Source organism: Rhodococcus sp. IEGM 1370 (assembly GCF_033142325.1).
GTDB lineage: Bacteria > Actinomycetota > Actinomycetes > Mycobacteriales > Mycobacteriaceae > Rhodococcoides.
This window is the reverse complement of record NZ_JAWLRY010000005.1, coordinates 1-19,105: the sequence shown is the minus strand read 5'-3', so window position 1 is coordinate 19,105 and position 19,105 is coordinate 1. Positions and strand designations below refer to the sequence as shown.

Below are 19,105 nucleotides of genomic sequence, written 5' to 3'. Positions count from 1 at the left end.
CCTTCATCTACTGGGGGTTTTTCTCGTTCGCATCGCGCCCGGGAACAGGGGCGATGGCGGTCAGCTTGGACACCAACTGGCCCACGACCCGAGCGGGGCTGCGACTGTCGGTACGCACGCGCACCGTGGCCACCGATCGATAGAGAGGTCGCCGATGACGCATCAGTTCCTGGTACTTCGCACGCGGATCAGGACCGGCGAGCAACGGCCGGACCGTGTTCGCACCGGTACGCCGAAGCCCTTCGGCCACACTGATTTCCAGGTACACCACGGTATGCCCGGACAGCAGGGCGCGGGTGGCGGGCGACAGCACAGCACCACCGCCGAGGGAGACGATCCCGTCGTGCGAGGCCAGAGCACCGGCGACAATCCGCTCCTCGATCTGCCGAAAGGCCGGTTCGCCGTCGTGCGAGAAGATATCCGCGATCGTACGACCGGTGTCTCGCTCGATCGCCACATCGGTGTCGAACAGGTCCAGGTCGAGAGCCTGTGCCAGCCGCCGACCGATCGTCGACTTGCCTGCTCCCGGCGGTCCGACGAGGACCGCGTACGGGGTCATCGTGGAGGTCGGGCGGCGGTGCCCTTCACGTAGTGGTCGACGTTGCTCGTCGTCTCCGCCAGCGAGTCCCCACCGAACTTCTCCAACGCTGCCTGCGCGACGACCAGGGCGACCATGGTCTCGGCCACGACACCGGCAGCCGGGACAGCGCAGACGTCCGAGCGCTGATGAATGGCCACGGCCTCGTCGCCGGTCGTCATGTCGACCGTTGCCAACGCGCGCGGAACCGTCGAGATGGGCTTCATCGCCGCCCGCACTCGCAGGGCCTCACCGTTGGTCATACCGCCCTCGATGCCGCCTGCCCGGTTGGTCGAGCGCAACACACCGTCCGGACCGGGCTTGATCTCGTCGTGAGCGACGCTTCCGCGTCGACGCGCGGTCTCGAAGCCGTCCCCGATCTCGACCCCCTTGATGGCCTGGATTCCCATCAATGCCGCGGCGAGTCTTGCGTCGAGCTTGCGTTCTCCGGAGACGAAGGACCCGAGGCCGACGGGCAGACCGTGCACCACGACCTCGACGACGCCGCCGAGGGTGTCACCGTCCTTCTTCGCTGCCTCGATCTCGGCGATCATCGATTCTTCGGCGGCCTTGTCGAAGGCGCGCACCGGAGATGCGTCGATGGCATCGAGGTCCGCACCTGCGGGCGGCGGTCCGACATAGGGGTCGGATGCCCCGATGGAGATCACGTGGGACACGACATCCACTCCGAACGCCTGCTTCAGGAACAGGCGGGCGACGGTGCCGATGGCGACTCGGGCGGCGGTCTCACGCGCGCTGGCGCGTTCGAGCACCGGCCGGGCGTCGTCGAAGCCGTACTTGAGCATCCCGGAGAAGTCGGCGTGGCCGGGCCGGGGCCGTGTCAACGGAGAGTTGCGCGCGAGATCCGCGAGCACTGCCTCGTCGACGGGATCGGCCGACATCACCTGCTCCCACTTGGGCCACTCGGTGTTGCCGACCTCGATCGCAACCGGACCACCCATCGTGCGTCCGTGTCGGACTCCACCGGTGAGGGTCACCTTGTCGGCCTCGAACTTCATACGGGCACCTCGGCCGTAGCCGAGGCGACGGCGAGCGAGTTGAGAGGCAATGTCGTCCGAGGTCACCTCTACTCCCGCGACCATTCCTTCGAGAATGGCGACGAGAGCGGGTCCGTGGGATTCTCCGGCAGTTATCCAGCGCAGCACTCGAACATCTTTTCACGCCAGGGACGCCGCGGATGCCAGCAGGGTGGCCGCGCACATGGACGGGCCGTGCGGGATGCGGGCTCGCCTGTGCCCCAACGCCGCGGCGATCGACCCCACCACGGCAGTTGCCACCGGTGCCGACAGCGCGGCGATCGCCCATCCTCCCCCGCCGCCGACGCACGCGATCGAGCCGACCGACCAGGCGAGTTTGACGTCCCCCGCTCCGAACGCCGCGGGCGCGAGGAGGTGAACGACGAGATAGATCGCGAACAACAGAGCACCGCCCAGCAGTGCCCCCGGCGAACCGGTGAACACGAGCGCGATCGTCACCACGACCGCCCCGGGGACGGTCAAGGCGTTCGGCAACCGGCGTCGCTGCAGGTCGACCGCGCTGAGTGCGGCGAACCACCACGTCGTCACGCACAACGGAACCGCGTTCTCGGTACCGCCGAAACGCCACCAGACCCATCCGGTGCCGATCGCAGACAGCAGCGGTAGGAGCCGAGGACTCCATCGGACCAAACAGCGGCGCATCGTCAGCCCCACAACGGCACCGACCACGACCGCACCACCCACGACAATCATGACCGAAGGCTTGCACCACGGCAGCGATCGACTGTGACGAAAGCCCAGGTGGAACATTGCCCTGTGCACAACTCGAAACCTGTGGACAACTCGCGGCCCGTGGACTACTCCGGCCCGTGGACTACTGCCGGCTCGAACTCACAACGCGGTGAACAGTGCGTCCCGCATGATCGCTCGCGGTGCCGGCCTGCCGGTGAACTGCTCCACCTGCCCGTACGCCTGATTGAGCAGCATCGACAATCCGCTGATGACGGTTCCACCGGCTGCGTCCACGGCAGTTGCCAGGGGCGTCGGCCACGGATCGTAGATGGCGTCGAGGACCAGGGGTGCATGGGCGAGATCCGACGCGATGTCCGCGGCCCCGGCCGCGGGCACGGTGCTGACGAGCACAGCGGACTCCGCTGCGACGGTGGCGAGCCGAGGGTCGGTCATGTCCGCGAATTCCGCGCGCATCCCCGCGGCGACGGCGCAGTCCAGTGTGTCTCGGGCGCGGTCGGCCGACCGCGCGACGACAGTGACCGCAGTCGCTCCGAGTCCGGCCAGCGCCACGATCGCCGGCCTCGACGTTCCTCCTGCGCCGACCACCGTCACGGTGCGACCGGACAGGTCCTCGATTCCGGCGTCGCGCAGTGCGCCCACGATTCCGTCGACGTCCGTGCAGTCGGCGCGCCAGCCCGACTCGGTGCGTACCAGGGTGTTCGCCGAGCCGGCCAGAACTGCCCGCGCGGTGCGCTCGGTCGCGTACGCCAGAGCCGCGACCTTGCCCGGCATGGTGACCGACACGCCGACCCATTCGGGACCGAAACCGTCGAGCAGGCCGGGCAACTGCTCACCGGTGCAGTCGATGCGCTCGTAGGTCCAGTCGGCGAGGCCGAGCGCGCGGTACGCGGCACAGTGCAGCACCGGCGACTTCGAGTGTTCGACAGGGCTTCCGAGTACAGCGGCGCGCACGTCAGCGGCCGCTGTCGAGGAAGCCACCCTCGACCTTGGTGATGTTGGCCAGGTGTTCCTCGTAGCTGCGGGTGAACAGGGTTTCGCCCGCCTGGTTGATGGTCACGAAGTACAGCCAGTCACCGTCGGCGGGCATCTCGACCGCCTGCACCGCACCGATACTCGGCGAGGAGATCGGAGTTGCCGGCAGCCCTTCGCTGGCATAGGTGTTCCACGGGGTGACGCGGGCGCGATCGGCGTCGGTGGTGGCCACCTCGGTCGTATCGAGCGAGTAGTTGACCGTCGAGTCGAACTCGAGCTTCTGCGGCACCGCGAGCCGATTGAGGATCACCCGGGCCACCTTGCTGAAGTCCTGCGGCAGCGACTCCCGCTCGACGAGCGACGCGGCGACGAGGGTGTCGTACGGAGTCAGCCCGGAGTTGGCTCCCGCGGTGAGGATTCCGGTGTCCTCGTAGCGGGTGGCGCTCTCGGACACCAGCTGCTTCAGAATGTCGGTCGGAGCCGCGCTGGGATCGAAGTCCCAGGTTCCTGCGGCGATCAGCCCTTCGAGCTGCCGATCGCGGTCCGGGACTCCCTCGACGCGATCGGTGGCCCAGTCGGGCACGCCCAAGGCGGCCGGGTCGTCCACGGCTCCAGCCACGTTGAGGTCGTCGTAGCTCACGCAGGTGGGGGTTCCACTGCCGGTTCGGTCCACGCAGCTGGCCTCGGCGATCAGGGTGTAGATGCCCTTCTTGACGGCACCGGTGTTCACGTCGCGCGCGTCGTGCAGCTGACGGCCTTCCGAGATCACCATGTTGCCCACCCGGGACGCGGGGTCGACGAGTTCGTTCACGGCCTGCGAGGCAGGCACGTTGCTGGCGAGCAGATAGAAACCGGGTTGAACCGAGGTGATGGCGTTGTTCAGGAGCGCCGCTTCGAGGAAGGCTCCCGAACTGGCGACCACACCCTTGTCCGCTGCCTGGGTACCGATCTGTTGCGCGGTGTCGTTGGGATGAACCTGAATTACAACGCCGTCGCCCGGTGAGCCCGCGGTGAAGTCGGCGTTCGGTGTCGTGCGATTGCCGAACTTGTTCACCGCGAAATACGCTCCTCCCGCGACTGCCACGACCAGTACGAGCCCGAGTACCAGAGCGACCAGGCGGCCGCGGCGCTTGCGGCTGGAGGCAGCTCGGTCCTTCCGGGTCGCGGCACGGCTGCGGCCGACCTCCTGTGGCAACGCTCCGCGCTCGGCCTCGTGCTCGGGCTCCCGATCTGCGTCACGAGAGGACCGGGGATGCGGCTCCTGACGCTGCGGCGGGCCGTGCACAGTGCGGTGGAACTCGCTGCCCTCGTCCACGCGATAGCCGATCGGGTCGGTGTGCGCCTCGTCCGAGCGCGCATCTCGCCGGTCCCGATCGGACCCTTCGTAGTTCACTCGTCGACCTCCGTCGATCCTGAATTGTTCGCTGCACGATCCGATACGGCACGGCGCTCGTCGAGCCAGCCCTGCAGTATCGCGACCGCCGCAGCCTGATCGATCACCGATCGTTGGTTCTTGGCTCGCACTCCACTGTCCCGTAGCGCGCGCGATGCACTCACGGTAGTCAGTCGCTCGTCGGCCATCCGAATCGGCACATCACCCAATCGCCGGTGCAGGGAGCGGCCGAATTTCTCGGCTGCGTCGACGGCATTGCCGCGCTCTCCGCGCAGCGTCCGAGGAAGCCCTATGACGATCTCGACGGCCTCGTATTCGGCGACGATCTCCGCCACCCGCGCCACGTCCGGGGCGTCGGGACCCTTGATCTTCGATCGCGGCACGGTCTCGACCGGCGTGGCGAGTACACCGTCGGGATCACTAGAGGCGATACCGATGCGCACACTGCCGACGTCGATGCCGATACGACGGCCGCGGCCGGGATCGTCGACTCCTGGCCGATCGGGGCCGCGCCCCTGAGCTACCACGATCGTCAGTGGGTGGTGAGTTCGGTCAATCGAGCCCGGGCTGCGTCGATACCGGCTGGGATTCCGGCGACGTCCGATCCCGAACCCTGAGCCAGCTCGGGCTTGCCGCCGCCCCGCCCACCGATGCTCGGACCGAAGGCCCCCACCAGATCGCCTGCGGCAATACCGGCGTCCTGAGCTGCCTTGTTGGTCGAGACCACGAACGGGACCTTGCCGCTCACGGTGCCGAAAAGCACCACCACGGCCGGATCCGCGCCCAGCCGTCCTCGGATGTCGGTGACCAAGGTGCGCAGGTCGTTGCCGCCGACGCCGTCCGGTGCCTGCGCGATGACCGCTCGCACGTCGCCGAATCGCTCGGCCTTGCCGACGAACTCACCTGCCGAGGCCAGCACTGCGGCGGCCTTGACGGCGTCGAGTTCCTTCTCCGCGACCCGCAGACGCTCGACCAGGGTCTCGATGCGGGCCGGAACCTCCTCGGACGGCACCTTGAGCGAGGACGCGATGCCGGCCAGCAGCGCGCGTTCCTTGGCGAGATAGCGGTACGAGTCGAGGCCGACGAAGGCTTCGACTCGGCGCACTCCCGAGCCCACGGACGATTCACCGAGAATGGTGACCGGGCCGATCTGCGACGAGTGCTGCACGTGCGTACCACCGCACAGTTCCATCGAGAACGGTCCGCCGATCTCGACGACGCGCACTTCGTCGCCGTAGTTCTCACCGAACAGGGCCATCGCGCCCATCTTCTTGGCACTGTCCAGGTCGGTGACCATGGTGTTGACCGCGAAGTCCGATCCCACCGCGTCGTTGGCGACATTCTCGATGTCGTCGCGCTGCGCGTCGGACAGCGCACCCTGCCACGAGAAGTCGAACCGAAGGTAGCCGGGCTTGTTGAGCGATCCGGCCTGCGTCGCGTTCGGCCCGAGCACCTGTCGCAGTGCCGCGTGCACCATGTGAGTACCCGAGTGGCCCTGAGTCGCACCCTTGCGCCACGCGTGGTCGACGTCGACGTGCACGGTGTCGCCCTCGGTGATCTGACCCGACTCGACCACCGACTTGTGCGTCCAGAGCTTCTTGGCGATCTTCTGCACGTCGTTGACCTTGACGCCGAGGCCGGGTGCGGTGATCGTGCCGATGTCGGCGATCTGGCCACCGGACTCGGCGTAGAGCGGGCTGCGGTCGAGGATGATCTCCACCGAGTCTCCCGCAACCGCGGTCGGTACGCGGACGCCGTTCGAGATCAGGGCCAATACCGTTGCCTCGGAGCCGAGTTCGTCGAATCCGGTGAACTCGGTCGGCGAACCGTCGACAAAATCCTTGTAGACCGTGAGGTCTGCGTGTGCGTGCTTGCGGGCACGGGCGTCGTCCTTGGCCCGGTTGCGCTGCTCGGCCATCAGCGAGCGGAAACCGTCCTCGTCCACCGACAGGCCGGCCTCGGCGGCCATCTCGAGCGTCAGATCGATTGGGAAACCGTAGGTGTCGTGCAGCGCGAATGCCTCGGCACCGCCGATCTTCTTCGCACCCGACGCCTTGACTGCCTCCGCCGCGCCCTCGAACAGTCGCGAACCCGAGGTGAGGGTCTTGAGGAACGCCGTCTCCTCCCCCACTGCGACGGTCAGAATGCGATCGAAGTCGGTCACCAAATTCGGGTACGACTCGGCCATCGTGTCGCGTACGACGGTGACGAACTGCGCCATGGTCTCGTCGGGTGCGCCGAGCAGGCGTGCCGATCGGACGATGCGGCGCAGCAACCGGCGCAACACGTAGCCGCGACCGTCGTTGCCGGGATTGACTCCGTCGGAGATCAGCAGCGCGGCAGTCCGGGCGTGATCGGCGATGACGCGGAAACGCACGTCGTTGTCGTGGTCGGCACCGTAGGCGCGTCCCGAGAGTTCCTCGGCCTTGGCGATCACCGGTCGGACGAGGTCGGTCTCGTAGACGTTGTCCACGCCCTGGAGCAGGAAGGCGACACGCTCGACGCCCATGCCGGTGTCGATGTTCTTCTTCGGCAGCGGACCGAGAATCTCGAAGTCGTCCTTGCTGATTCCCTTGCCGCGTTCGTTCTGCATGAACACGAGGTTCCAGATCTCGATGTATCGATCCTCGTCGGCCTCCGGACCGCCCTCGGCACCGAACTCGGGTCCTCGGTCGTAGTAGATCTCCGAGCACGGGCCACAGGGTCCGGGAATGCCCATGGACCAGTAGTTGTCGGCCATTCCTCGATGCTGAATTCGCTCGTCGGGCAGGCCTGCGATCTCCTTCCAGAGCTCGATCGCCTCGTCGTCGTCGAGATACGCGGTGGCCCAGATCCGCTCGGGATCGAACCCGTAGCCGCCGTCCTCGACGCTGTCGGTCAACAGAGACCAGGCATGCCGGATGGCGTCCCGCTTGAAGTAGTCGCCGAACGAGAAGTTTCCTGCCATCTGGAAGAACGTGTTGTGCCGGGTGGTGATGCCGACGTTCTCGATGTCGAGGGTGCGCACGCACTTCTGGACGCTCGTCGCCGTCTTGTACGGCGGTGTCTGCTGACCGAGGAAGAACGGCACGAACGGAACCATGCCCGCATTGACGAACAGCAGATTGGGGTCGTCGAGGATCAACGACGCACTGGGTACTTCGGTGTGTCCCGCCTTCACGAAATGGTCGAGGAAACGCCTGCGGATCTCATGGGTCTGCACGGATACAGGTTAGCGTCGTCGGACCCCGCACCGACTCGAGGGCCTATCGGCCTCGGATGATGCGGCGCAGTTTCCCGACCCTGGTCGCGATTTCCCGCTCGGCACCGTGCTCGGTGGGCTCGTAGTAGTTCACGCCCACCAGTTCGTCCGGCGGATACTGCTGCCCCAGTACGCCGCCGGGACTGCTGTGCGGGTACCGATACCCGACGGCGTTCCCCAGCCCTTGAGCTCCCTTGTAGTGGCCGTCGCGCAGATGCGGCGGCACCGACCCCGACTTGCCTGCAGCCACGTCGGCCATGGCAGCACCGAGTGCGCCGATCACGGCACCGGACTTGGGCGCAGTCGCCAGATGGATCGTGGCCTGCGCCAGCGCCAACCGCGCCTCGGGCATCCCGATCATCTGCACGGCGCTGGCAGCGGCGGTCGCCGTCTGCAACGCCGTGGGATCGGCCATCCCGATGTCCTCGCTGGCGTGCACCACGAGACGTCGCGCGATGAACCGCGCGTCCTCGCCTGCCGTGATCATCCGCGCCAGATAGTGCAGGGCTGCGTCGACGTCGGACCCTCTGATCGACTTGATGAACGCGCTGATGACGTCGTAGTGCTGATCTCCGTCGCGGTCGTAGCGCACGGCGGCCTTGTCGACACTGGCCTCGACCGTCGCGAGATCGAGCATCCCGTCGGTCGCGGCGCCCGCTGCCGCCTCGAGTGCCGTCAACGCCCGTCGGGCGTCGCCGGCCGCGAGACGCACCAGGTGATCCATCGCGTCCTCGGCGATGGTCACTGCACCGTCCAGGCCGCGTGGATCGTTCGCGGCGCGAGTGAGCAACAACTCGATGTCCTCGGATCCCAGCGGCTGCAACTGCAGAACCAACGACCGGGACAGCAGCGGCGACACCACCGAGAACGACGGATTCTCCGTGGTCGCGGCCACCAACAACACGATCCGATTCTCGACGGCAGCAAGCAGTGCATCCTGCTGGGTCTTGGAGAATCGATGCACCTCGTCGATGAACAACACCGTCTGCTCGCCCGAGAGCAGTCGGCGACGCGCGAGTTCGATGACGTTGCGCACTTCCTTGACCCCGGCCGAGAGGGCCGACAGCGCCTCGAACTTGCGTCCGGTCGCCCCCGAGATCAGCGACGCGAGCGTCGTCTTGCCGGTTCCCGGTGGTCCGTAGAGCATCACCGAGGACGCACCGGAGCCCTCGACGAGGCGGCGCAGTGGAGCACCCGGAGCCAACAGATGAGACTGCCCCACCACCTCGTCGAGGCTCGTCGGACGCATACGCACCGCCAGAGGTGCGTCGGGCCTGACGTAGGTGGACGTCGGACGGGACTCGGCGATCATCGCCTTCGGGGGCGCAGGCGCGTCGAACAGCCCGTCGCCCAACTCGTCGCTCCCCGAGATGTCCCCGCCGGAGAAGTCACTACCGATGCCGCCGCTCACCCGTCGAACGCTACCGATGCGACCGGCGGATGCGCGAACGACGTCTTGCTCAGCGCTCCCACTTGGTGCGCAGAGCGGTACCGACCGACGTCGCGTAGTCGGCGATGCCGGTCTCACCGACACGAGCAGCACTGTCTGCCAGCGCCGTCCACCGCGAGATCAGTGCCTGCGACCGCGGAACCGACAGGTGGTGGGCACGCGCCGCGGCGATGCGAGTGTGGTCGTCGGGCAGGAACCAGTAGGTGCTCAGCCACACCCAGATCAGACGTGCGTCGAGAATCTTGCTCGCCAGCGTGGTGTCGTCGGCCAACGCGGGCCATATGCCCACCACTTCCGAACGCCACGCGTCGATCATCGCCTGCTCTCGAGCGTGCGAGAGGTCGAAGCTGCACAGGCAACCGGGGAACGACGCCAACGCGTAGGTGATGTCGAGGGTGGCGTCACGAAATCCGCCCCACTCGTAATCGAGGAACCGAACGCCTTCGTCGTTGACGATGATGTTGTCGGGACACAGGTCGGACGGGCTGAAGGCGCGGAAGGCGCCATGCGCGAACAGCCGTCCGCTGCGAGAGACGCGATCGAGAATTGCATCCGGGGTCGTTCCGACGCCCAGAAGATCGGTCAGCAGCCCGGGGACCTCGGCGAGAGCGTCGGGTATCTGGGCGGAGATCCCGTCGGTGGAGTCGGGTTGTCCCACCCGTCGCAGCAGAGCGGCGAAGTCGTCCTCACGGCCGACGGTGGCGGCGTGCATGCGGCCGAGCGCCTGCGCCATGGCCATCAAGGAATTAGTCACCGCGGCTTCGTCCGAGTTGCGCAGCAGAGTGGTGATGGGACTGGCGTCGCCGAGATCGCTGAGCACCAGCAGTCTCGCGTCGAGGTCGTACGCGTGCAGCTCGGGTCCTGGCCTGCTGTCCGTGGCCAGAGCGTTGGCGAACTGGTACGACGCTGCCTCGCGCAGGAAGGCGCTGGAACCGGAGATGTCGGCGAGCTCGGCATGCAGTTCCGATTCGGCGGGCAGGTCCCGGACCTGCTTGATCACCAGGGTGCGGGGCAGCTGAAACGGGTTCTCGGACACTCGGACTCGCAACACGATCGCTTGGCCGCTACCCCCCAGATTCACCGGGTCGATCAACGTCACCGGAGCTCCGGTGCGTTTGGTGAGGAGTCGCTGGGCTGCTGCTACTACCTCTGATACAGGGTCTGCCAGTGTTGCGGTCATCGATATCCAAGCTACCCGTTCGGTGTGTTCTGCTGTGCCGTCTCGGTGACTACGAATGGAAAACGATTGTCCGTTTTGCGGCTTTTCGCACGTTGCATTCGTAGATTCGACCAGATGGTCGGTTACCCCCGAGCCACCGAAGTATGCCGGGTTCGCTACTGCGGTGCAACGTCCACCGATACGGCGATGGTGCTCTCCTCCGCTTCGGTGTAGATCACTCCGCGCAGGGGAGGCACGTCGGCGTAGTCGCGTCCCCACGCCACGGTCGCGTATCGCTCGTCGACCAGCTGATCGTTGGTGGGATCGAAGGCGAGCCACCGATCGTTCGGCATCCACACCGCAGCCCACGCGTGGGTCGCGTCGACACCGATCATCCGCTCCTTGCCGGGCGGAGGCTCGGTTGCGAGGTATCCCGACACGTACCGGGCCGCCAGACCCTGGGACCGCAAGCACGCGATCGCAAGGCGAGCGAAGTCCTGGCACACTCCCGATCTCGCGGCGAGGACGTCGACAACGGTGGTCGAGACCGTCGTCGAGCCGGAGAGATAGCAAAAATCGGTGAAGATCCGATGTGTCAGATCCACGACGACGTCCGCGAGGGGACGACCGGGCCAGAAGCTGGGGGCCGCGTAGGCGCGCACCTCGTCGGTGATCTCCGGAGTCGGCAGATCGAGAGCGAACTCCACGGCCGACGCACGGGCCGGATCCGCAGGCACGTTCGCACCGAACAGCGCCATCCGAGCCGACTCCCAGGATGCAGTCGCCGGCCACGACGTCGTCTCGTCCGCCGGACGGGGATAGACCTCCACCAGCGAATCCGCCGTCACCACCAGCTTCTCGTGGTCGTGCGTGACGTGGAAGTACACGTCCTCGTTGCCGTAGACGTCCACGCCGAAGGATTGATCGGTGGGAGCCGGCTCCACCGTGACCGACTTCTCCAGACAGTGCTGCCCGTCCATGTCGCGCGGCGCGAGGAATCCGCGCCCGTAGGACGAGGTGACCCGGTCGGAATACGTGTAGGTGGTGATGTGCTTGATTCGGTACCGACGACTCATCACCGCACCCCGTTCGCAGTTCGGATGTTCGCGCTGCCCCACAGCGGCTGCGTGCCACCGGGCAACGACATGTGCGTGGCGAGGACGACGCGGGACAATTCCTCGAGCGAGTCGTGGATGCCGTCCACCAGCTCGAGCAACTCCACCCGCCTGCCGTTCGCATCGACCGATTCCAGATCGCCCGGGTCCACGCGCCGCAACCGCACCCGCATCTGCTCGACGAGCTGCTCGGGCCGCGACGTACCCGAGGCATCGGGCAACGAACCCAGGTCGTCCCGAAGCCGATCGAGCTGGTAGACCAACGCTCGCGGGTTGCCCTCGTCGAACAACAACAGTTGCGCGACGGCCGCCGGACGTGCGCGCCCGCTGTTGCGTCTGCGGTAGATCACCGAGGACTCGGCCGCGGACAGCACCGAATCGATGACCGCTTGTTCGGTGGACGGCGTGAGAGCGTGGCTCAGCGTGGCCGAGAGCAGCGCAGTCAGCTGCAGACCACGCTCGATCCGTTTGCCTGCATCCATCAGGTACCAGCCCGCGTCTCGCACCATCGATTCCGATGCCAAGCCGGCCAGCGCAAGCAACCCGCGCAGCACACTCGACTGCGACGACGCCAATTGCGCGCCGTTGTGAACCGGCGACTCGGCCAGCTCCTCGAGCGCGGTGTCGATGCGGTTCAGCACCGCCCAGGTGTCGTTCGAGAGCTGGTCGCGCACCGCGCGCGCCGCTTGCTGCATCCGATCCACCGATTGGGCCAGCGAACCCAGACGTCCCGTCGAGAGCATCAACGAGCGCATTTCCACGCTCGCATCACCGCGGTTCTTCTCGTCGAGGAACCCCGGCCAGGTGCGCGAGACCTTCGTGACCGCTTCGAGAAGAATCGGCAGACTTTCGCTGCCTTCGAGCCACGGCATCGATCGATAGTCCTGATTGCGTTCGCGCGCAGCGATGAGCAATCGAGTCATGTCCTCGGCACGCTCGCTGTAGCGGCCGAACCAGAACAGGTCGCCGAGCACACGCGGGGAACTGACGACATCGACGTTGGACGCGGCGTACTGCGGCAACTCCTCCACCGTGGCGGGCGGGGTGTGCGGAGCGGAGTCGGCCGGGGTGACCCGTTCCACCGACTTGACCCACACGTCCTTCGACGCCACCGTGATGAGCGGTTCGGTGACCGGTGCGGTGAGCACCACCTGCCCCAGGCCGCCGCGCATCGGCGTGTACCCGCCCCGCTGCGCAACCGTGAACAGCCGCATCCCCACCTGCGCCGGCACCACCGACAACTGCGAACCCGAGCCGCCGTCGATCGACGAACCGACCGGAGCCAACGAGAACTCGGGGACTTCCTGCCCTGTCCACTTCCACGGCTCGGCGAGAATTCGCTTCCACAGCTCCTCCGCGGCGACGTCGGTGAGATCGTGCCCCACCACCGTGCGACGTGAGGTGGTCGAGCGCAGCACCAGCGAACGCATCCGGCTTCCGATGTGCGAGAGCTGATCCGGGTCGCCACCCCAGTAGGTCTGTACCGAACCGAGAATCAGATCCTCGTCCAGCAGGGCACGACTCAACGCCGGAAGCAACGGAATCAGAGCCGGGTTCTCGAGCACACCGCTACCGAGCGTGTTCACCACGCTCACGGCCCCGCGCCGCAGCACTTCGACCAGGCCGACGACTCCAAGATGAGAATCCGGGCGCAGATCGAGTGGGTCGGCGAACTCTGCGTCGACTCGGCGCAGCACCACATCGACCCGCCGCAGCTTGCCGAGCGACCGCATCCACAGACAGCCGTCGCGGACCACAAGATCGGCATTCTCCACGAGCGGAAAGCCGAGAACCGTTGCGAGATAGGCCTGATCGAATGCCGTCTCGGAATGCGAACCGGGACTGAGCACCACCACGACCGGATTCTCCGCCGATGCGGGTGCCGCATCGCGAAGCGCCAGACGAACCGCCCGAGCGAACGTGGACAGCGGCCTGGGATTGCTGGCCTGGAACAACTCCGGCATCGCGCGCGACATCACCCGCCGATCGGCGAGCGCGTAGCCCACTCCCGACGGTGCCTGCGTGCGGTCGGCGACGACCCGGAATTCGCCGTCGGAACCTCGGGCGACATCGGCGGCATGCATGAACAGCTGATGCGGCCCCGGAACGGTGATCGCATGCGCCGTCCGCAGATAGCCCGGATTGCCGAAGACCAACTCCGGCGGAATCAACCCCCGACGAACGGTTTCTTGGGCACCGTAGATGTCGGTGAGCATCGCATCGAGCAACATCGACCGCTGAACCAAACCTGCTTCCAAACGGTCCCACTCGTCGGCCGCGACGACCAACGGAACACTGTCCAACCCCCACCGAACAGCACTGGGCAACGCCTCGCTGCCACCCGACGGAATCGGGTTGTACGTGATGCCGTGGTCGTCGACCAAACGGCTCACCCGCGACTGCAACGTCTGCATGGCACCCGAGCCGGCCTCGCGCATACCGTCGACCAACTCCGCCCAGTGCGGACGGACGGAGTCGTCGGCATCGAGCATCTCGTCGAACCGATCGGCACGACCGGTCACGGCCTCACGCCGACCGCGATACGCGAGCCACGGCGACCCGGCACCACTCGAAACGTCTTCGTTCCTGCCGGCTCCACCCGAAACATCTTCGTTCCTGCCGGCTCCACTCAGGGTGGTATCCACGGGCACCATCGAGCCGTTGTTCCTTCCGTCGGTCGATCACACTCCGCCGCCGGGTGACTCCGCTGCCTGCGGAACCACCCGATACGCGTCGGACCGAGATCGCTACCGGTCGACTCGTTCTCCTGTGCAATCGCGCGTCAGGACGTGATGACTCCGGTCCGGCGCAGGTCGAGCATGCCGGGCGCGGACACATCGATCGCTTGGCGAGCGTGCATCTCGAGCAATCTTGCTACGTCCACCTTGCCCGAGGTGAACCCGCCCTCCTCGAAGCGGCCGTTGCGGCGGGCTTCGGCTTCCACCGAGTTGACCGGAGGCCCCTCGTACGAGCGACCGCCCGGGTGCACGACGTGGTACGAGCACCCACCGACCGCACGTCCGGTCTGCATTTCCACCAGATCGAAACGAAGTGGACTCTGCACCTCGATCGTCGGGTGCAGAGCGCTCGGCGGCTGCCAAGCGCGGTAACGCACGCCGGCGACCTGCACGTCCTGACGCTCGGTCCGCAACATCGGCACCGGCACCCCGTTGCACGTCACCATGTACCGGCCCGCGTCGGCTCCGGCGACCTGAACCTGGATTCGTTCCACCGAAGAGTCCACGTACCGGGCGGTGCCCGAGGATGTCGATTCTTCGCCGAGGGTGTTCCATGGCTCGATCGCACCCCGAAGCTCGATCTCGGCGTCACCGACCACGGTGGTACCGATTCGAGGGAATCTGAACTCGGTGAACGGATCGAGCCAGCTGGTGTCGAAATCGATGCCGTGCTCGCGGAGGTCCTCGACGACACGACCGATATCGTTGATGACGAAGTGCGGCAACATGTACCGACCGTGCAGATTGGCACCGTGCCGGATGAGAGGTGCCTTCAGCGGGGTGTCCCAGAACCGCGAGACCATCGATCGCACGAGCAGTGACTGCACCATCGCCATCTGATGGTGCGGCGGCATCTCGAACCCGCGCAGTTCGAGCAGTCCCAGTCGTCCGCGAGTGGAATCGGGACTGTAGAGCTTGTCGATGCAGAACTCGGCGCGGTGCGTGTTGCCGGTGATGTCGGTGAGCAGGTGCCGCAGCGCTCGGTCGACGACCCAGGGCGACGCCGATCGGTCGGCCCCGGTCAGTCGCTCGATCTCGCTGAATGCGACCTCGAGCTCGTAGAGCGATTCCTCGCGTCCCTCGTCGGCGCGAGGAGCTTGCGACGTGGTGCCGATGAAGCGGCCCGAGAACAGGTACGACAGCGACGGGTGCCGCTGCCAGTGCGTCAGCAGCGAGACCAACAGGTCCGGTCGACGCAGAACGGGTGAATCCACCGGCGTCACGCCGCCGAGGGTGATGTGGTTTCCACCGCCCGTTCCACGTGTGGTGCCGTCGTTGTCGAATCCCTCTGTGCTCAAACGGGACTGACGCGCCTCGAGGTAGAGACGCTCCATCAGATCGTTCTGTTCCGCCCACGAGGAGGTCGGTTGCACGTTGACCTCGATCACACCGGGATCCGGTGTGACGGTCAGGGTTTGGATACGCGGATCGGACGGCGGACCGTAGCCCTCGATCACGACGGGCGTGTCGATGGTCGACGCCGCCTGCTCGACCCGCGAGACGAGATCGACGAAATCGTCCAACCGATCCATCGGCGGCATGAACACGTGCAGGACGCCGTCGCGAACCTCGGCGACCAGTGCGGTGACGGAGGTGCCGCCCACCCCGGACGTCTCGTTCACCAACTGCGCGTACCGCGACTCGGCCGGGTTCACCGCTCGCGGCGGTTGCTGAGTCAGCTGCGGTGTGGGCAGATCCGGCTTGGGCGCGGTGGGGTCTGCCGGGTTCTCGACGGGACCGCCGTCCCAGGAGATCGCCCGTAGTGGCAGCCGCAGACCCGCGGGAGAATCGCCCTCCAGCAACACTATTCGGCCGCGGCGCAACTTCCAGTCCGAGCTCTCCCAGCCGGAGCCGTCCTCGGTGCGCGAGATGGGCAGCACGAATGCCGCAGGCTCGTCGGTACTCGCATCGAGCCGTTCGAGCAGTTTCTTTCTGGCATCAGCGGAATCGGCTCCCGGTTCGAGATCCTCGTCGTCGGCGGGCGGATCACCGTAGGGCTGGCGAACCAGGTCCAACAGTTTCACCAACGGGTCCTCGTAGGCGGGACGCGCCTGTGAGGCGGGCAGTCCGAGCGCCTTGACCAACTCGTCGATCAGTGCCTGCGACGCCGAATTGTCCACCGGCTCCGGGCGCAGGTCCTCCGCCAACCAGGGATCGGCGATCAGATCGGAGTCGTGCCACAGAGCTTGACCGTCGGTGCGCCAGAACAGTCCCACCTGCCACCGCGGCAGAGGTTCGCCGGGGTACCACTTGCCCTGGCTGCGCTGCACCAGACCGTCCGGTGCGTAGATGGTGCGAAGCCGTTCGGCGAGCACGCTTGCCAGCTTGCGCTTGTGCGGGCCGTCGGCCGTGGTGTTCCACTCGGGCGCTTCCTGATTCTCGATCGCGACGAACGTGGGCTCGCCGCCGACGGTCAACCGAATGTCCTGATCGAGCATCCGCTCGTCGATCTTCTCGGCTGTGGCCTTGATCGATTCCCACTGCTCGGCGGTGTACGGCAACGTCGTTCGCGGATCCTCGTGGACGCGGACGACGGTGTTCGAGAAGTCGAGTTCGGCCTTGCACTTGCTCGTCGCACCGGAGATGGCGGCGGCAGTCGACGGGTGCGGCGTCGCCGACAGTGGAATGTGGCCCTCGCCGGCGAACAGGCCTGATGTCGGGTCCATCCCGACCCAGCCCGCACCGGGGAGATAGACCTCGGTCCAGGCGTGGAGATCGGTGAAGTCCTCCACCGGCCCGGACGGGCCGTCCAGCGACTTGACGTCGGAGGACAACTGAACCAGGTAACCCGAGACGAACCGCGCTGCCAGACCCATCTGACGTAGTACCGACACCAGCAACCACGCCGAGTCGCGGCACGACCCGACAGCGGACGTCAGGGTCAGATCGGGGGTCTGCACTCCGGGTTCCATGCGCACGGAGTACCCGACGTCGCCCATGACGGCTTGGTTTGCCATCACGAGAAAATCGATGGTGCGCAACGACTCTCCGCGTTCGGTGACAGCCGCCTGCAGCTTCTCCACCCAGGCCGAGACCACCGGTCCCGGTCCGGATCCGGCCTTGCCCTCGTCCACCGGCCGTAGATACGGCTCGAGGTCGGGAAGGTCGTGCTCTTCGTACGCGAAGCCGTAGTGCTCGGCCCATTCCTCGACGAAGAAGTCGAGGGGATTGATCGACGCCATGTCCGCGACGAGTCCGACGGTGATCGACAGGTGATCGGTTCGCTCGGGGAAGACCACCCGAGCGAGGAAGTTTCCGAACACGTCCTGCTGCCAATTGACGAAATGCTCTGCCGGCTCGATCTTCAGCGAGTACGCCTCGATGGGAGTACGCGAATGCGGTGCCGGTCGCAGCCGAATTTCGTGCGGAAAGATCTTGACGGTGCGGTCGAATCGGTAGCTGGTGCGGTGTTCGAGTGCAACCTTGATGCCCACGGCGAGCCCCTCGTGATAGTCCCGGTATGGGTAGAACACCCAACCCTAGTAGGACCGGGCCCGGTGCGCTCGGCGAGAAATCGTGTCCGAAATGTACTGACCGGGCAGGTGTGTAGTGCTTGACACCCTCTCCGTGGTGGGGTTCGCTCGGCGAGAATCGAGTATTCGTTCGACGCACGCCACACTTTGCAACCAAAGGGAATCTCGTGAGTGACAATTCACCCAACGGACCGCAGTACGGCTCCGATCCGAACCAACCCCAGTACCCCACGAATCCAGCGTCCGGTTACCCACCGCCCGGCAACTACCCACCGCCCGGCAATTACCCGCCCCCGGGCAACTATCCTCCGCCACCGGTAGGCGGAAACGCCGGATTCGGACTGGGCTCGCAGTTGCCCGGCGGCGCGCAGCCCGGCAGCCTCGGATCACGTTTCGCGGCGCGCTTCCTGGACTTGCTCATTCTCGCGATCGTCCAGATCATCCTGTACTTGATTCTCCCCAGCGGGTTCTTCGGAACTTTCCTGATGGGTCTCGCGACTGCGCTCCTCGGCTTCGCGTACTTCACGCTGCTCGAGTCCTCCCGCGGCCAGACTCTGGGCAAGCAACTCCTCGGCCTACGCACCCTCGGCCCAACAGGCGGACTGCCCACTCAGGCCGAGGCGGCCAAGCGCAATGCCTTCCTTCTGCTCAACATCGTGCCGTTCGTCGGCAGTTTCCTGGTGATCGTGGCGTACATCGTCGTTGCGGTGACCATCAACTCCAGCCCGACCAAACAGGGCAAGCACGACGAGATCGCCGGCGGAACCCAGGTCATCAGCATCTCGTAACAACCTGTCCACGCCCGAGCGGACCTCCGACATCAGGCGGAGGCCCGCTCGTCTGCGTTCACAGTGTTACGGGGTCTCGGTGCTCCGAACCACCCCACGCGTCCCGACCACAGACCAGGAGAACGACGTGAACGACGATCCGACAGACGAACCGCGGCCCGGCCAGGGTTCCGATCCCGACCGCCCCGAAACGCCGAACACTCCCCCGCCGAACACGGAAAACACCCCGCCGCCTGCCGGCGGTCAGTACCCGCCCCCGCCCGGGAACTATCCGCCGCAGGGCAACTACCCACCGCAGGGACCTCAGGGCGGCTACCCGCCTCCCGGTGGCTACCCACCCCCGCCCGGAAACTACCCGCCCCAGGGCAACTTGAACCGTCCTGGGACTGGTGGAGACTGTGATCTCACCAGGAGAATGCAGATATGGGTGCACCAAGGAAGTTCGATG

The 19,105-nt window shown here is 66.3% G+C and carries 13 protein-coding genes and 1 pseudogene; 2 read left to right on the top strand and 12 right to left on the bottom strand.

Features of this window, described 5'->3' with window-relative positions:
* Positions 1 to 7 precede the first annotated feature (7 nt).
* The 12 genes from R4P47_RS09770 to R4P47_RS09715 all read right to left on the bottom strand — a co-directional run bounded on the left by R4P47_RS09770 (position 8) and on the right by R4P47_RS09715 (position 17,830).
* On the bottom strand, positions 8 to 559 hold the full coding sequence (locus tag R4P47_RS09770; RefSeq protein ID WP_068050563.1) for a shikimate kinase: 552 nt from the start codon (positions 557 to 559) through the stop codon (positions 8 to 10).
* Positions 556 to 1,743 carry a chorismate synthase gene (gene aroC, locus R4P47_RS09765; RefSeq protein WP_094641913.1) on the bottom strand — a complete coding sequence of 396 codons (1,188 nt, stop codon included), beginning with the start codon at positions 1,741 to 1,743 and terminating at the stop codon, positions 556 to 558. Before aroC ends, R4P47_RS09770 begins: the two co-directional genes overlap by 4 nt.
* A gap of 12 nt (positions 1,744 to 1,755) precedes the next feature.
* On the bottom strand, positions 1,756 to 2,328 hold the full coding sequence (locus tag R4P47_RS09760; protein WP_317784669.1) for an A24 family peptidase: 573 nt from the start codon (positions 2,326 to 2,328) through the stop codon (positions 1,756 to 1,758).
* A 138-nt stretch (positions 2,329 to 2,466) separates the two neighbouring features.
* Positions 2,467 to 3,306 (bottom strand): shikimate dehydrogenase, encoded by an 840-nt coding sequence (locus R4P47_RS09755; RefSeq protein ID WP_411567316.1) that lies wholly within the window; start codon positions 3,304 to 3,306, stop codon positions 2,467 to 2,469.
* Positions 3,281 to 4,693, bottom strand: coding sequence for an endolytic transglycosylase MltG (locus R4P47_RS09750; RefSeq protein WP_317784668.1), 1,413 nt, complete (start codon positions 4,691 to 4,693; stop codon positions 3,281 to 3,283). Before R4P47_RS09750 ends, R4P47_RS09755 begins: the two co-directional genes overlap by 26 nt.
* Positions 4,690 to 5,220, bottom strand: a complete 531-nt coding sequence (gene ruvX / locus R4P47_RS09745; protein ID WP_068050567.1) for a Holliday junction resolvase RuvX — start codon at positions 5,218 to 5,220, stop codon at positions 4,690 to 4,692. The genes R4P47_RS09750 and ruvX overlap by 4 nt, the downstream gene beginning before the upstream one ends.
* 5 nt (positions 5,221 to 5,225) lie before the next feature.
* Positions 5,226 to 7,895 (bottom strand): alanine--tRNA ligase, encoded by a 2,670-nt coding sequence (gene alaS / locus R4P47_RS09740; RefSeq protein ID WP_317784667.1) that lies wholly within the window; start codon positions 7,893 to 7,895, stop codon positions 5,226 to 5,228.
* A 43-nt stretch (positions 7,896 to 7,938) separates the two neighbouring features.
* Positions 7,939 to 9,246, bottom strand: coding sequence for a replication-associated recombination protein A (locus tag R4P47_RS09735; RefSeq protein ID WP_262498356.1), 1,308 nt, complete (start codon positions 9,244 to 9,246; stop codon positions 7,939 to 7,941).
* 148 nt (positions 9,247 to 9,394) lie between these two features.
* On the bottom strand, positions 9,395 to 10,564 hold the full coding sequence (locus tag R4P47_RS09730) for a kinase (RefSeq protein ID WP_317547261.1): 1,170 nt from the start codon (positions 10,562 to 10,564) through the stop codon (positions 9,395 to 9,397).
* A gap of 155 nt (positions 10,565 to 10,719) precedes the next feature.
* The gene (locus tag R4P47_RS09725; protein WP_317784666.1) at positions 10,720 to 11,619 is read right to left on the bottom strand and encodes a transglutaminase family protein; all 900 of its coding nucleotides are present in this window, start codon (positions 11,617 to 11,619) and stop codon (positions 10,720 to 10,722) included.
* A complete protein-coding gene (locus R4P47_RS09720; RefSeq protein ID WP_411567318.1) occupies positions 11,619 to 14,150 on the bottom strand; it encodes a circularly permuted type 2 ATP-grasp protein in 2,532 nt (843 codons plus the stop codon). The genes R4P47_RS09725 and R4P47_RS09720 overlap by 1 nt, the downstream gene beginning before the upstream one ends.
* Before the next feature lie 290 nt (positions 14,151 to 14,440).
* Positions 14,441 to 17,830 carry a transglutaminase family protein gene (locus tag R4P47_RS09715; protein WP_317784736.1) on the bottom strand — a complete coding sequence of 1,130 codons (3,390 nt, stop codon included), beginning with the start codon at positions 17,828 to 17,830 and terminating at the stop codon, positions 14,441 to 14,443.
* A gap of 206 nt (positions 17,831 to 18,036) precedes the next feature.
* On the opposite strand from R4P47_RS09715, the gene R4P47_RS09710 reads away from it, so the two are divergent.
* Together R4P47_RS09710 and R4P47_RS09705 are read left to right on the top strand one after the other, a co-directional pair.
* On the top strand, positions 18,037 to 18,657 hold the full coding sequence (locus R4P47_RS09710) for an RDD family protein (protein ID WP_317784664.1): 621 nt from the start codon (positions 18,037 to 18,039) through the stop codon (positions 18,655 to 18,657).
* A 127-nt stretch (positions 18,658 to 18,784) separates the two neighbouring features.
* Positions 18,785 to 19,105: pseudogene (locus tag R4P47_RS09705) on the top strand (hypothetical protein); the annotation flags it as partial.

What these genes read in the sequence shown, in the direction of transcription:
- R4P47_RS09730 (WP_317547261.1), bottom strand. Translation starts at nt 10,564, where the DNA reads ATGACCGCAACACTGGCAGACCCTGTATCAGAGGTAGTAGCAGCAGCC.
- R4P47_RS09735 (WP_262498356.1), bottom strand. Translation starts at nt 9,246, where the DNA reads ATGATCGCCGAGTCCCGTCCGACGTCCACCTACGTCAGGCCCGACGCA.
- R4P47_RS09720 (WP_411567318.1), bottom strand. Translation starts at nt 14,150, where the DNA reads ATGCTCGATGCCGACGACTCCGTCCGTCCGCACTGGGCGGAGTTGGTC.
- R4P47_RS09725 (WP_317784666.1), bottom strand. Translation starts at nt 11,619, where the DNA reads ATGAGTCGTCGGTACCGAATCAAGCACATCACCACCTACACGTATTCC.
- R4P47_RS09770 (WP_068050563.1), bottom strand. Translation starts at nt 559, where the DNA reads ATGACCCCGTACGCGGTCCTCGTCGGACCGCCGGGAGCAGGCAAGTCG.
- R4P47_RS09760 (WP_317784669.1), bottom strand. Translation starts at nt 2,328, where the DNA reads ATGATTGTCGTGGGTGGTGCGGTCGTGGTCGGTGCCGTTGTGGGGCTG.